The 14,279-nt window shown below is 36.5% G+C and carries 10 protein-coding genes; 7 read left to right on the top strand and 3 right to left on the bottom strand.

Annotated features, from left to right (window positions below):
• Nucleotides 1-39: 39 nt before the first annotated feature.
• Nucleotides 40-792 carry a tyrosine-protein phosphatase gene (locus EKM68_RS09745; RefSeq protein WP_125590231.1) on the bottom strand — a complete coding sequence of 251 codons (753 nt, stop codon included), beginning with the start codon at nt 790-792 and terminating at the stop codon, nt 40-42.
• A gap of 68 nt (nt 793-860) precedes the next feature.
• Between EKM68_RS09745 and EKM68_RS09750 the strand changes: the two genes are divergently transcribed.
• Nucleotides 861-1,631 carry a glycosyltransferase family 2 protein gene (locus EKM68_RS09750; RefSeq protein WP_125590233.1) on the top strand — a complete coding sequence of 257 codons (771 nt, stop codon included), beginning with the start codon at nt 861-863 and terminating at the stop codon, nt 1,629-1,631.
• Nucleotides 1,632-1,702: 71 nt separating this feature from the next.
• Here the strand turns inward: EKM68_RS09750 and EKM68_RS09755 are convergent, their stop codons facing one another.
• Nucleotides 1,703-2,515 (bottom strand): LysR family transcriptional regulator, encoded by an 813-nt coding sequence (locus EKM68_RS09755; RefSeq protein ID WP_125590235.1) that lies wholly within the window; start codon nt 2,513-2,515, stop codon nt 1,703-1,705.
• Between the two features lie 107 nt (nt 2,516-2,622).
• Between EKM68_RS09755 and EKM68_RS09760 the strand changes: the two genes are divergently transcribed.
• Complete coding sequence (locus EKM68_RS09760; RefSeq protein ID WP_125590237.1) at nt 2,623-3,645, top strand: YeiH family protein; 1,023 nt, start codon at nt 2,623-2,625, stop codon at nt 3,643-3,645.
• Here EKM68_RS09760 and EKM68_RS09765 read toward each other — a convergent pair.
• The gene (locus tag EKM68_RS09765; RefSeq protein ID WP_125590239.1) at nt 3,642-3,881 is read right to left on the bottom strand and encodes a hypothetical protein; all 240 of its coding nucleotides are present in this window, start codon (nt 3,879-3,881) and stop codon (nt 3,642-3,644) included. The two genes, EKM68_RS09760 and EKM68_RS09765, sit on opposite strands and share 4 nt — an antisense overlap.
• An 83-nt stretch (nt 3,882-3,964) precedes the next feature.
• Here EKM68_RS09765 and EKM68_RS09770 point away from each other — a divergent pair, with 83 nt between their 5' ends.
• From EKM68_RS09770 to EKM68_RS09790, 5 genes are all read left to right on the top strand, one after another.
• Nucleotides 3,965-4,345, top strand: a complete 381-nt coding sequence (locus EKM68_RS09770; protein WP_125590242.1) for a YueI family protein — start codon at nt 3,965-3,967, stop codon at nt 4,343-4,345.
• Between the two features lie 20 nt (nt 4,346-4,365).
• Nucleotides 4,366-5,349 (top strand): ribose-phosphate diphosphokinase, encoded by a 984-nt coding sequence (locus EKM68_RS09775; RefSeq protein WP_125590244.1) that lies wholly within the window; start codon nt 4,366-4,368, stop codon nt 5,347-5,349.
• A 329-nt stretch (nt 5,350-5,678) separates the two neighbouring features.
• Nucleotides 5,679-8,777: a hypothetical protein gene (locus EKM68_RS09780; protein WP_125590245.1), complete on the top strand. Its 3,099-nt coding sequence runs from the start codon at nt 5,679-5,681 to the stop codon at nt 8,775-8,777.
• Between the two features lie 259 nt (nt 8,778-9,036).
• A complete protein-coding gene (locus EKM68_RS09785) occupies nt 9,037-11,658 on the top strand; it encodes a hypothetical protein (RefSeq protein ID WP_125590247.1) in 2,622 nt (873 codons plus the stop codon).
• A 148-nt stretch (nt 11,659-11,806) separates the two neighbouring features.
• On the top strand, nt 11,807-14,164 hold the full coding sequence (locus tag EKM68_RS09790) for an L-type lectin family protein (RefSeq protein WP_125590249.1): 2,358 nt from the start codon (nt 11,807-11,809) through the stop codon (nt 14,162-14,164).
• The last annotated feature ends 115 nt before the right edge of the window (nt 14,165-14,279 follow it).

Consider the following 14,279-nt stretch of genomic DNA (forward strand, 5'->3'; position numbering starts at 1 on the left):
TCCTATAAATAATTATTTTGTAAATTGAGTATAAGTTTTTTAGTTCTCTAAGTAAATATTTTTTAGTTGGTTTAATTTATTCTTATCAAAATGCAACGCTTGGGCCAAATAATTCTCAAAACTTCCATAATAATGTTTGATAGCATCGAAGACGGAGGTGATACTCTCAAGATCAGCTTTGGTCATATTCATCTTATTAATGTTTTGATTTCCATCTTTATCATTGAGAGTCTTTTCGATGGTATCAGAATCGGAATACATCAGATTAGTTAGAAGGTAGTCACGAGCAATTGTTTCGTCACCGACTCCCAAGGCCTTGAGAATTAAAATGGCAGCCATGCCGGTTCGATCTTTTCCGGCGGCACAGTGGAAGAGTAGGGATTTATTTTCTTGATTATTTTCTAGTAATAATTCAAATAATAATGCATAAGCACGTTGGCCATATTTATCCAATAAGACACTTTGATAAATCATCCCTAAGTAGGAGTTTGTGTTGCTATATGCACTTGCCAACTTGTCACCATTGCCCATTAATGGATAAACAGGATCTGAATAAATTTGATAAAAGTCCGTATTCTTATCTGCCCAAACTTGTTGTTCACGGTCACCACGAAAATCGACCACGTACTTTAAGCCGTATTTTTTAAGGTAATTTAAAGCTTGTGGAGTTAAATTACTTATATCTCCTGAACGAAGGAGTTTATTATATTTAATTTGTTTACCATCAGTGGTTATATATCCTCCCAATTCACGTAAGTTTATGGCTCCGTCAAGATTTAAGATTCGTTTCATGTTTTTTCCTCCCCGGATTCGTTGCGTATTGTAGGTCTTTCGAAGTAAAATACTATTAAGGTGATTTAATGGTAAAAAATAAACTTTCAATCATAATGACAACTTATAATGTTGCCAGCTATGTTGTATCGACACTGGATTCATTGGTCGCTCAAACTAATAAAAACTTTGATCTTATTATTGTGGACGACTGTTCGACTGATACTACGTTGGATATTATCGCAAGTTATGAGGATAAGTACGATTGGATATCGTCGTACCCCCATACTCATAATTCAGGTGTTTCAGCAGCTAGAAACACCGGATTGCAACATATCTCTGGCAATCTCGTTACCTTTATTGATGGCGATGATTGGTTAGAACCGGGATATGTTGATTTCTTTTTAACAGTTTTTGAGAATACTGACGTTGATCTTGCAACGTGCGGTTTCTTTACTGACACCGAAAATGGCAAGAGCAAGGTCAAGACGAATAAGCGTCAAAATGGTTTTGTTGATCGTGATGAGGCTATCAAGCAGATTACAAAGATCAGTGGAACAATCATGGGATATACTTGGAATAAGGTATATCGCCGTAAAGTAATCGAAGATAATGCGATTCATTTCCAGACAGACTTAGATCTGATGGAAGATCAAGTCTTCAATGTAGAATATGCGACCGTCGCTAAGAAATTCTATCTTGATAATATTCCGTTGTACCATTATGTTTCTCGTAAAGAGAGTATCACGAGAAAATTTGCGATGGAAAATGTGCGCGACGTTGGCGTGGCCAATCTGCGGGTCTACAAAACAATCAGAGAGTCTCGATCAGATAAGGATAATCGAGAACAGATCGAATAAAATTGTATACACTTACATTTTAACAAAAATAGACTCAAAACTTTCATTTGAAGAAAGCTTTGAGCCTTTTTTTAGAACAAACTGCGACATATTTTAATTGTGTAGTTGATACATTCGTCAATGTCGTCGAAGTGATGACTTTCTGAACGCATCAAATAAAATTTTCGTTCATACTTGTAATTCAAAGTTTTATAATTCAATCCTTCAGCTGCACGTTTGGAAATGATCGATGTGCCAAAATTCTGATTTAATAGTCTAACGATCATTTCGTTATTTTTTACTTCCATCTTTGGTTCTGTAATATTGTTTTCAGCTAAATATTGCTTAGTATAGTAATAAACTCCTGAAGCTGGTTCACGAACTAACCAGGGGTTGCCATTGTCTACTAAGACTAATTGGTCGTCACAAAGGCTTGTTCGTTTGATATTACTGGCAGCAAGTGGTTTTTCGATGAAACCAAAGTCGAGATTATCAGTTTCAATACTTTCGAGAACTTCCATGGAATTCATCATGCGAATCGTGAAATGAATGTTCGGAAACTTTTTATATAATTTAGGCAATAAGATAGGCAGCAAGTAAATGGCAAAGGTATGTGATGCGCCAAGTTCGCAAGAGATTTTTTTGTCGGCATCATGTCGTATCTCTTGCTTCAAATCTTCCCAGTCATCGATTAAATCAATAGCCCGTTTGTAGAGAATATCTGCTTGGGGAGTAGCGACGATTTTTTGGCGCCCATTGCGGATGAATAGTTTGATATTCAAGTCATTTTCTAATTGCATTATTTGTCCAGAAACAGTTGGCTGTGAGATGAAGAGGATTTTGGAGGCTTTGGAAAAACTTTTTGTTTCATAAACTGTTTTGAAGGTCTCAAGTAGTTTAAGCATAGTAATCAACTCCTATCAGAATTATTAATAAAAGCTATTAGGTTATCGAATAATTTAATTATAACTATACCGATATACTTAAGAGACTGTTATAGGAGGTTAAGTATATGGATTTAGAAACTAGTAAGGATACAAGAATGCAAAAAGTTGTTGCGACCTTGCCAGGTCTCGGATTATCAATTGTAGTCGCAATTATTGCCAAGATCGTAGCAATTTGGTTGCCTAGTCTTGGAGGTGCAACGATTGCAATATTATTAGGAATTATTTTGGGAAATACTTTTTTCAAACAAACTGGACTAGCAGTTGGTACTAAATTCTCAGAGAGCAAGTTGCTGGAATACTCAGTTGTGTTATTAGGTTTCACTGTAACATTTCAGACGATTGCAGAAATGGGTCTGCGTGGATTGGTATATATTCTCATGATGATGACTACTGTCATTATTTCAGCTTATGCCATTGGACGCAAGCTTGGGTTTGGTGAACGAATGTCACTGATGATGGCAGGTGGTAATGCCGTCTGTGGTTCATCAGCCATTGGTGCGATCGCACCAGCAATTGATGCGGATGATGAAGAAAAAGGTCAGATTATTACGTTAGTGAACTTATTAGGAACAGTGATGATGCTGACACTGCCGTTTCTTGGTTTGGCAGTTTTTGGGGATGATCTGTTGAGTAAGAGTGCTCTACTTGGTGGGACGCTACAGTCGGTTGGACAAGTCGTTGCCGGTGCTAGTTTAATTGATGCACAAACAGTCAAATATGCCATGCTATTCAAGATCACACGAATTATTATGTTAGTAGTCGTAGTATTTTTATTTGAAAAAAAAGTCAATCATAATAGAGTAACAGTTACGAAGCAGAAAAAAACAAGAATGCCGATTCCGTGGTACGTCTTGGCATTCTTGATTATTTGCGTTATTAATAGTACGACCATGATGCCCTCAATCTTTGGAAATAGTGCCCATGTGATCAGTACTTGGTTCGAAACAACTGCTCTAGCCGCCATTGGTTTGAGACTTAACTTAGCGAAGTTTCTAAAAGAAGGTCCGAAGTTTTTGATATACGGCGTGGCTGTTGGTAGTGTACAGACAATAGCAGCGTTATTATTTATTACACTATTGAAAATTTAGATTTTTTTCTTCAAGTGATAAGGAATAACTGATTTGTCTGAATCTTTTGTATGTGATTTCTCATCCTTTGCGAAGTAAACAACAAAACTCTTGTTGTCAGAAACGTCTTCAGCAATAATCAAGGATGATTCATAAGGATCTTTAGCTTTATAAATTTGTGCTCCACGAACTGCCTCTCCAAAATCTTTTGAGTTAGCAATTGCGTCACCAGGGTTAAAAAATACCATTTCGTCCATAGATAACACATCCTTTCTTTATGACCATTATACCGTTATCATAGTAGATATAATAGGAATGACAGTCCGAAAGGTGGAAATCAATGACTAGTGTTGAGGATTATATTAAGAAAAATGTTTTTGGCAAGCCGCAATTAAAGCCGGACGAAAAAAATAGGTTTTTGGGTAATTTTGCGGAGCGAGTCGGAATTGCTCTGACAATAGCACAACTAAAAAATTCAGCTAATATTACGACAGTTGAAAACGTTATGAGAAAGTATCCGCAATATCATTTGTACTTAAATGGTAAAATTGACTCGTATATACTGGATAAGTACCTTCAATTAAGTGTAAAATTGAACTATAAGTTTACAATCGTCTCGCAGTCTGCCGTACGCAACAAGGAACGTGTCATGACGGATAATGACATGGGTCTTGTGATTGCGGACGAAAGTAAGCCCATTGATCGACCAGTATTAATATAATTTTGGAGGACAGACCAGATATGTCTAATACATCATTAGATAAAATTGCTTTACTTTCTTTGAATGGTAATACACCATTAGCCAAGAGAATTTCTGAATATATGGACGTTCCGTTGTTGGACGCTTCCGTTTCTCACTTCGCAGATGGAGAAATCAATATTCAAATCAACGAGAGTATTCGTGGAAAAGATGTTTACATCATTCATTCAGTTTCAGATCCAGTTAATGATAACTTCATGGAATTGATGATTGCCGTTGATGCTCTAAGACGTGCAAGTACAAAACAAATTATTTGTGTATTGCCTTACTTCGCATATACACGTTCGGACAGAAAGTCCCGTGCACGTGAACCCATTTCAGCTAAGCTATTTTCAAATATGCTAGAAATGGGTGGAGTAGATCGTGTGATCGCACTTGATATGCATGCCGATCAAATCCAAGGATTCTTTGATATTCCTGTTGACCATTTACGTGCAATGCCAATCTTTGCTAAGTACTTCATGGACAAGATGGATGACAAGCAAGACGATTTTGTCTTCGTTGCTCCTGATCACAATTCAATGAAGCGTGCTCGTTCATTGGCCGAAGTATTCGGTTCACAAATCGCCATTGTTGATCAAAGATCAACTGAGATGGAAGATATTGTTCCTGGAGTCATCGGTGATGTTGAAAACAAACATTGTGTCATTGTTGATGACTTGATTGATACTGGTACAAGAATGATAAATAGTGCAGAAGCTTTGAAGAGAGCTGGAGCAATCGACGTATATGCCGCTGCTACTCACCCAATTTTCTCAAAGAACGCTGCCAAAGACTTACAAAATTCAGAATTGAAGGAAATTGTAGTAACTGATTCAATTGTTGTACCTGACGATTGCAAGTTCGACAAGTTAAAGATCCTTTCAGTAACTGAATTGCTTGGAGATTCTATCAGAATGACAGAAATGGATGAGTCAACTAGCTCATTATTTGAAGTTCGTGATGGATATACAGTTATTAAATAGATAAGACAGATAAAAAATGTGCCCTCGGTATTTTACCGGGGGCATATTTTTTATCTGTTCTTTTATTAAAAAGACTGGATATTAACAATATTTTGAAAATAAATTTGAAGAAATAAATCTTTTAAAACTATTTTAATAATTTTTACTATAATTGAATATTCTAAAGTTCCATTTTTAGATATAAAATCTTAATTTTATTGACTCATATTTTATCTATACATATTGTATTATATAAATAATGATTTATATATTGATAATTAAATATTTATAGAGAGTGCTTAATGAATCTGAGGGGATCGATTAAGTACGGTTAAAGCGAGGATGAATCTATGAAAAATAATATAACGAAAGTTAGAGCACTGTTATTAGTAATACCGTTTTTGGTTTTGATTTTTTTCAGTGCTAATACAAAAGTTAATGCAGCTAACGTTCTTACTGAAGATCAGGTTTTTAAGGCAGCACCTCCAGGGATGAAGTTAGATGATTATTTTCAGTATCCTAGTAGTTACAAAGGAACAAGTGGCACGACTGTACCCAACAGCATTAAGCTATTAAATAATAATGAATATCCTAGTGATATCGTTAAGATGACTGGTAGTCCAGGTCAACTTGCATCAATCTGGGGCAAGGCTGAAGAGAACGGTGGTAATGATAATGATGGTAATTATGATTACAATTATTTGGACTTAAGTAAGAGACAAACAATATCAGGTTGGATGTATTTCGGTCAAGGAGTTAACACTGATGGAATGGCTTTTGTCCTACAAAACGATGCTGATGGATCTAATGCTATAGCCAAATCGATTAATTCTAATGGAACCACACCAGATACTGGTGAGTCGTTAGGTGTATGGTCTGGTGGTGGTAACCCTACTGCAGCGACTACGGTAGATGATTATGCTAAGGGCGCTATTCAAAATAGTATTGCTGTTGAATTTGATGTTCATAATAATAACGACACTATAACTAGCAAATCCAATGTGTTTAATAATTATTTAGATGGGTATATCGATCGTGGCGGCAGTCAAGTAGCCAAAGGGGAACATATGGCATGGAATTATCCCGGGGATAAGAGTATTTACCAACAGTATAGTTATTCTTATACTCCTTTTCTAAGTTCAAAAAAAACTGTCTATTATTATAGTATGAATTCATTAGATACTAGAGGAAATATTTATATTGTTGCGGAATCAAATGACACTATACAAACTGCTTGGAAACATGTCACCTTCAATTATTATCCGCCAGCAAGTGGCAGCACTTATGCGTCTATGTCCATGGCCTTTGGTGAGAAAAACTATGATGGATCTATTAAACCGTATAGAGAATGGGATGGTATTGGTGTAGGAAAGGGATTAGATGGTTATAAGACTCCAGTTTCAATCGATTTAAGTAAGCTAAATCTTAAATCTGGTCAAACCAAAATTCGTTGGGGAATTACTGCTACCGATGGATCTTACAATACGGTCGATCAACCTCAAGCTGTTATCTTTGAATCGATACCAGCGGTTGCTGATATTTTATCCAGTACTGATTTATATGATTTAAGTCAAAACAGAGATATTCCTGATTTGGATAAAGATGCTTCTGCGGATGCTAATGTCAATGATAAGGACGAACTTAGATTTGATTATTCTCTGAATTATGATTCAGGACTTATCGATACGGGCGATATAACAACGACTATGAATTTGCCTAAAAATGTAGACTTTACACCAGATGGTGATGGCAATATCGGTCAAATTGTTTATGGAGATAAGACTGTAAATATTCCAAGTTCAGCCTTGAATAGTGATGGTACAGCGGTAAATATTACATTAAATAGTTTGAGTGAAACTAATTCTTCAGTGAAAGTTGAATTATTTGGAACAGCCGTTGCTCCAGATTCGACTACGGTTACTTCAACGACAGTAGATCCCGCCCATACCTCTTATAAGAGTAAGCATTACACTGGTGATGTGATGACACCAGAATTTGTCATTAATAATGAAGTGTTACAAATTTCAAATACTGATAGCTTGAGTAAAACTATCAAAGCAAATGAATCCACCCAACTAGCTGGAACAGTTAGCTATCAACGGGGAAGTAAGTTTGATGGTAAAGATTTGACAGTACATACCAAAGTCGATGGAACATCTCTGTCAGATGGGACTTTACCGGTTGCTGCTGATGCTACTCAAGGTGATTATCTATTATCACTTAGCGGCAGTGTACTGGGTGTAGGTGATCACAAAGTTGAAATCTATTTGACTGATTCAGGTCACAGGATTTCAAATCCGATAACTTATGACGTTACTGTTAACCCAGATAATTCATTGGTTATTACACCAACCACAGATTTGACGCGAACGGTTAATGATAATAAGAGTCAAACCATCTCGGGTACGTTTATTCATGAAGATGGGACTTATCTCGAGAGCGGCGATCGGACAGTTACTTACCAAGTAACAAATGAGGGACGTACTCCACAGGATCCAGTTACAACTACGGTAAGCGATGATCAGTTTAGTTTTAAGTTGAATCCAGTGGCGGCACAGGATGGCATCAGTAATATCGATGACTTTATGGCCGATGATAATAACTATAAGGGCTTGATATTAACTGAAGGGAAAAATACCATTAATGTTAAAGTTACCGATAGTGCCGGACATTATGGAACTATTACTTACGTAATAAATGTTCCTAAGATATCGCCGGTTATTTCATCTAAGAACTTGAAACCAACAATCACGGATGTTTCAAATAGTAATTTGTTCCTTAATTACGAGTATGTAGATAATCCTGACTATGTTCTTGGAAAAGATGATCTTACTTTTTATGAACAAATTGATAATAGCAGTAAGAATGTGAAATTTGATAATCCTACTGGGGATGTTAAGACACCTTATGATATCGATCCATCTATTTCTGATGCTCTTCAAGGAAATACCGCTTCCGGTCAACATACATTGACCATGTATGGAGTAGATCCGTATGGCAGGAAGACGGCTGAAATAACCTATGACATTACAGTTTTGGAAAAATATCTAAAGCTGGACGTTGATGACTATAAGTTCCAAACTATAAATGCTGGTGCAGAAAAGATGGGTTACATTCATCGTTCAGGAAATTGGGATGTTAATGTAACTACCTTCAAATCAAATTGGTCATTGTCTGCGACCGGAGGTAGCTTTGTTCAAAGCTTCAGTGATGGAAGGCCTTCAGAAACACTAAATGGTAACATGGTTTTCATCAAAAATAATGATACTCAAAATCTTGATAATACATTAATTGCGACAGGTAAATATTCTGGTGACAATATTCCACAAACTATTGATGTTTCAAATGATTGGGGATATAACGATGGGATTCTGTTGAATCTTCAATCGTTTAATGAACCAGGTAAATACAACAGTACGATCAAATGGGATTTGGTAGAGAGTGTTTAATTTGGTTAAAGATACTTCTTAGGAAGTATCTTTTTTTGTTATAAAAATTGATTTATATATTTGGTATAAGTATTAAAATAATAGTGTTCAGATAGATATAATATTTTTTATAAACTACATTTTAACTAAAAAATGTCACATTCGGTAATTTACAATTACCGCTAATGGACCCTATCTCCGCATGATATACGTTATGTTAATAATGAACATATTTCTACCACATAATTCACTAATATGTTTGTCAATGGGAGGGAGCCCAATGAGGATCAATAAAAATTCTGTAATGCTGATTTTAGGCACTATTCTATTTTGTATGCTTTTAGTTTTGAAGTTTTCTACCACATATGTTCGAGCTGAACTATTGGCCGATCAGCAAGGACGTGCGGCAACTCCACAAGGATTGTCGCTGACAAATAGCGACGATAGTGATTCCTATTTCACGTACGTCAATAATTTTTCTTCTACTATTCCTAATAATGCCAAGATAATCCGAGGACAGAATCCTAATTATCCAGATTCAGATGCTGTTCAATTGACTAATTCCACAAAACAATTGAGTTCGATTTGGAGTGACAATGACAAAGGTAATTATATCGATACGGCTATTCCACAGACATTGTCCATGTGGTTGTATTTTGGTCATGCAGTTAATCCCGCTGACGGAATTGCTTTGGTATTCCAAAATGGTGGTCCGGAAGCAATATCTAATTACAAGGGTGTTCCACAATCAGGCGAGACACTTGGGGTTTGGGGACCGGATATTGACAGAAATCAAACCGAACCTTCAGTAGTTGCTGCAGGTGCGATTCAAAATTCGTGGGCATTAGAGTTTGATACATTTCTGAATCGGAATACAACTTCCGGTTTAGCCAGTAATTTTGATTATATTTTTGAAATTGGTTCTGTCTCTGGGATTATTGGTAACCAACATATGGCGTGGAACTATCCGGCGTTGGCTGATACTTATATATATGAGTGGACAAATGGTGCGGTATATCAGATGGTGCACAAGGATACCAAACAACTTTTGAATTTAACGAATAGTCCAACTGGGGATAGTTCATGGCATCATTTGACTATTAATTATTTGCCGCCAGCTACTGGATCAACCAAGGCAACGCTGACTTATTCATTTAATGATAAAAAAACCAATGGTGAACCAGGATCGATGCTGACGACAGTTAATGATCAGCCATATTCCAATACAATTATTTTGGAACTGGCAAACTTTAATTTTAGTAAGGATGAGAACGGTGTGACTGATACTAAGCTACGTTATGGTTTCACTGGAGCAACTGGTGCCCAGGCATCTCTGAACATGGCAGTGTTCGAGACTATGCCATCCTTGGTAAATGCTAATTCAGAAGTAAAGGCTTATAACGTAACTCAGGGTAATCGAGAAATCACATCGGGTGATGCCAAGAGTTATACCGATAATGTAATTCAATTCAGTTATAACTTGGATTACTTGTCTGGACAAAACGATTTGATGAATACAGTGGCGACAATTGATTTACCAGAGCACATGACTTACGCAAACACTGGCAATATTGGTAAGGTTGTATATTCTGATGGCGCTGTTGAAACAATACCAGTTAGTGAAGTGAGTAACGGGGTCGTTAGTCATAGATTAGGACGTAGTCTAAATAATGGATTGAAAGGTGCCAAAATCGAAATATTGGGTGTTACCCAAATAGATCCTGCCGATGACGCAGCTGGTAAATCCACCACAGTTGCAAGTGCACATGCTTTGATTAAAGGTGATCTGTACAAGGATGACTTGAATACACCTGATTTCAAAATCATTCCTCAACCGAGACATTTAACAATCAAATCGACGTCTGATAAAGATCAATCGGCATCACTGGGTGATGCAGTTCATTTTGCCGGAACAATGGCTTATGATGATTCGACAGTTATTAAGAATGAAAATATGTCGATACTGGTAACTGCGAATGGCACAACAATGACAACCAAAGATACTGCAAGCAAGGATTCGGTATTCTCTCTGGATATGATTGACGAAGAACTTTTTCCAGTGGGATCATATCCAGTGACGATTCAAGTAGTCGATCAAAACGGGATTGTTTCTAATGCTTTAACTTACAACGTAACAGTAACGGCCGCTGATCCAATTTTATCAACTGATAATTCTAACTTAACGGCTATTCAATCAGTGGGAACGGTCAAGATACCAGCACATATTACATATGATGGAAGTCTGATTTTTAGTGATAGTGATTTCACCTGGCATATGACAGTGCTGAACGAAGATGGAACAGAAGTTATCAAAGACAATATCAGTGCTCCGATACAAAACACGTTTACTGATGTAACGGCACAGGATTTTGTTCAGACTTTTAACGTGGAGAGTCTGGGCATAACTACTGCCGGAAAATATCAAATACAGGCATATGTGGTAAATCAACAGAATAGGGCATCCAATACGGTAGATTATAATCTTGGATACATTGCTAAATCGGCTAGTTTAACTTCGAGCAAAAGTTATTCATTTGCACCGATCAATACTAGTGGAGAAGCTAGAACCGTTAATCGTTCGGGACCGTGGACATTGTCTGTCAGTAGTATTGAATCATCCTGGACTTTATCCGCTAAGGCAACCGATATGGACGGTAAAGATAGTTTGGGTAACAGTATAGGAAGTTTAAATGGAAATATGATCTTTGTTGATTCGGATAAAGTAGTCCAAAATATGAAATCATATGTCTTGATTGACGATCAAAAAGAGGCCATCACGCATGAACGTGATATAGGTAGTAATTGGAAGTCAGACGAAGGAATTCTATTAAGTGTATTACCCAATCCTGTTGGTGGCCACTATACTGGTATGATCGATTGGTGCTTGAGTAATACACCGTAATTTATATTGTTGCATTAAGATACTTCTTAGGAAGTATCTTTTTATTTATGTCAAAATACAATAACTTCGTTTGGATATTTTGTATATATTTCATGTTGTATGAAGTAACATCTAAGTATGGATATATAAATATTTCACGAGGATATAGATGATTATGAATAAGCAATTGAGAAGGAACTATGGATCATTGATCGTTGCCTCAATACTTCTTCTTTTCCTCATAGCAACGACAACTACCACTGTTGAGGCTGGACCAAGTGAATCTGAGGCACTTAAAGAAGCACCGTCAGGCATGGACCTTGAAGATTATTTTCAGTTGCCACAAACATTTATTGGTCAAACTAAAAACATTAATAATAGTGCGACAATTCTAAAAAAAGGCGACACTACTTCGACTGATATGGTAAGAATGACCAATGGGGACAAACAATTGGCTTCTATTTGGGGGAGAATGGCAACTGATGATGCTCCTGATACACCGTATAATTATTTTGACGTGACCAAAGAACAGACCTTTTCTGCCTGGTTGTATTTTGGAGACAACTTCAAGAGTTCAGGAGATGGTATGGCCTTTGTGGTTCAGAACGACAAAAATGGTGTTAATGCAATTTCGAAATCATTAGATTTAGGCAATCATTGGAATCCACAATATGGTGAGACTTTGGGTGTTTGGGCGGGCTGGAGTTATCCTGAATATACAAGCGATATCAATCAATTTGCGTCCGGGGCAATTCAAAATAGTTGGGCATTGGAATTCGATACCCATCATAATGATTCGAATCCAGCCTTTATGTTTACATCTCAAGATAATTATTTTGATGGCGCCAAAATGGAAGACGGAAGTACTTTTCTTTATAAGGGACAACATATAGCCTGGAATTATCCTGCTCAAGCGGCTACTTACCACCGGAATATGAATATTATGAACATATATTATGATATGAAACATAATAATATAATGCAGAATTTGGAGATGTCTGGGAATGATACTGGTAGTACATGGCATCATTTTTATTTGAAATATCTTCCGCCAGATACTGGTAGTACAATGGCACATATTCGGTATGTCTTCGATGATAAGAATTACGATGGATCGATCAGATCGTTTAACCAATGGAATCGGCGACCGAGGAAGAAGGGAACTTATCTTGATATAGATACAAAAAATTTCAAGTTGAAATCTGGACAAACTAAACTTCGGTGGGGATTCACAGCGGCTACGGGTTCTCCGAATGTCAAACCGACAACCAATGCAATTGTTTTTGAATCGATACCAGCTGTTGCTGATATAAGTAATAATTCCAGTTTGTATGATATTACTCAAGAACGAGAAATCCTGGATTATGATCAGAACGACACAGCCGATGTTAATGTCAACAATGGTGACAAATTAGAATTCGATTATGATTTGAATTACAATTCTGGTTTGGCAGAATCAGGTAAGATTGATACGAAAATAAAATTACCGCAACATGTCGATTTTGCGCCTGACGATAAAGGTACAATTGGAAAAATTATTTATCATAATAAGACTGTCAATATAACTTCATCTGACTTAGGTCAAGAAGTGGATAATCAGGTTAAGATAAATTTTGTTTCTATTAAACTAGATAGTTTGGGTAACGATAATAGTAATATCAAAATAAAACTATTTGGAACGGCTGATATAGGAAGCAATATTTCTTCTAAAGTAACTAATGTTCCTCAAGCCCATACTTCATTCATCAGTTCTCACTATACTGGGGATGTCATGAGTCCTCAGTTTAGTATCAATCCAGTTTTGGATACATTAAAAATGACCAGTGCCCCGTCAACTAAGATACAGATTCAGCATAGTCAAAGCTATGAAATGAAAGGCACAATTGAATATGAATATGGTTCTCCGTTTGATAATGACAAGTTAGACCTACATACTTTGATTGATGGTGTTGATCAGGGTACATCTGACTTCGCAGTAACTAAGAATAGTAACAAAGCAAAATATGACATAATAAAAAAAGCTTCCTCATTGAGTTTGGGAAAGCACAATATAACGTTATATGTTTCAGATGACAAACATCGTTTTTCAAATAAGGTGGTCTATAATATTACGGTTGATCGAGACACTTCAATATTGAGGCTGCAAAGTGAACCGGAGTATAAATTTCAAGATACGAATCAAAGTCAAGAGACACGTATCGTTCATCGAACTGGCAATTGGAATTTGAAAGTTGAGAGCCTTAACTCTGTTTGGAGTTTAAGAGTTGAATCATCTGGTTTGGTTAACTCCAAGACAAACGCTCCATTAGCGGGTGGATTGGTTTTTCGAAAAGATGGCAGTGAGCTTCCACTGAAGGATAATCAAGTACTGCTAGATTATGACAAAGTTTTAAGTAATGACGACCATGTAACAGATGTATCTGGTAAATGGTTAAAAGATTGGGGGATTTTATTGAAGCTCCAAGCGAATTCGTCTAGTGGAAATTACACGGGGGAAATATCATGGGATTTAACTAGTTCATTATAATAGAAGGGAAGATGCGACTTGCTGATAAGTTGCATCTTTTTTATATTAAATAGTAATATATATGTAACATTATTTTTTCTAATAATAGAAATATATTTTAATTATTATGATAAGA

This window comes from Companilactobacillus jidongensis, from assembly GCF_003946575.1.
GTDB lineage: Bacteria > Bacillota > Bacilli > Lactobacillales > Lactobacillaceae > Companilactobacillus > Companilactobacillus jidongensis.

Coding starts and splice junctions, on each gene's coding strand:
- EKM68_RS09790 (WP_125590249.1), top strand. CDS start 11,807: ATGATTATGAATAAGCAATTGAGAAGGAACTATGGATCATTGATCGTT.
- EKM68_RS09760 (WP_125590237.1), top strand. CDS start 2,623: ATGGATTTAGAAACTAGTAAGGATACAAGAATGCAAAAAGTTGTTGCG.
- EKM68_RS09770 (WP_125590242.1), top strand. CDS start 3,965: ATGACTAGTGTTGAGGATTATATTAAGAAAAATGTTTTTGGCAAGCCG.
- EKM68_RS09755 (WP_125590235.1), bottom strand. CDS start 2,515: ATGCTTAAACTACTTGAGACCTTCAAAACAGTTTATGAAACAAAAAGT.
- EKM68_RS09785 (WP_125590247.1), top strand. CDS start 9,037: ATGAGGATCAATAAAAATTCTGTAATGCTGATTTTAGGCACTATTCTA.
- EKM68_RS09765 (WP_125590239.1), bottom strand. CDS start 3,881: ATGGACGAAATGGTATTTTTTAACCCTGGTGACGCAATTGCTAACTCA.
- EKM68_RS09745 (WP_125590231.1), bottom strand. CDS start 792: ATGAAACGAATCTTAAATCTTGACGGAGCCATAAACTTACGTGAATTG.
- EKM68_RS09780 (WP_125590245.1), top strand. CDS start 5,679: ATGAAAAATAATATAACGAAAGTTAGAGCACTGTTATTAGTAATACCG.
- EKM68_RS09750 (WP_125590233.1), top strand. CDS start 861: ATGGTAAAAAATAAACTTTCAATCATAATGACAACTTATAATGTTGCC.
- EKM68_RS09775 (WP_125590244.1), top strand. CDS start 4,366: ATGTCTAATACATCATTAGATAAAATTGCTTTACTTTCTTTGAATGGT.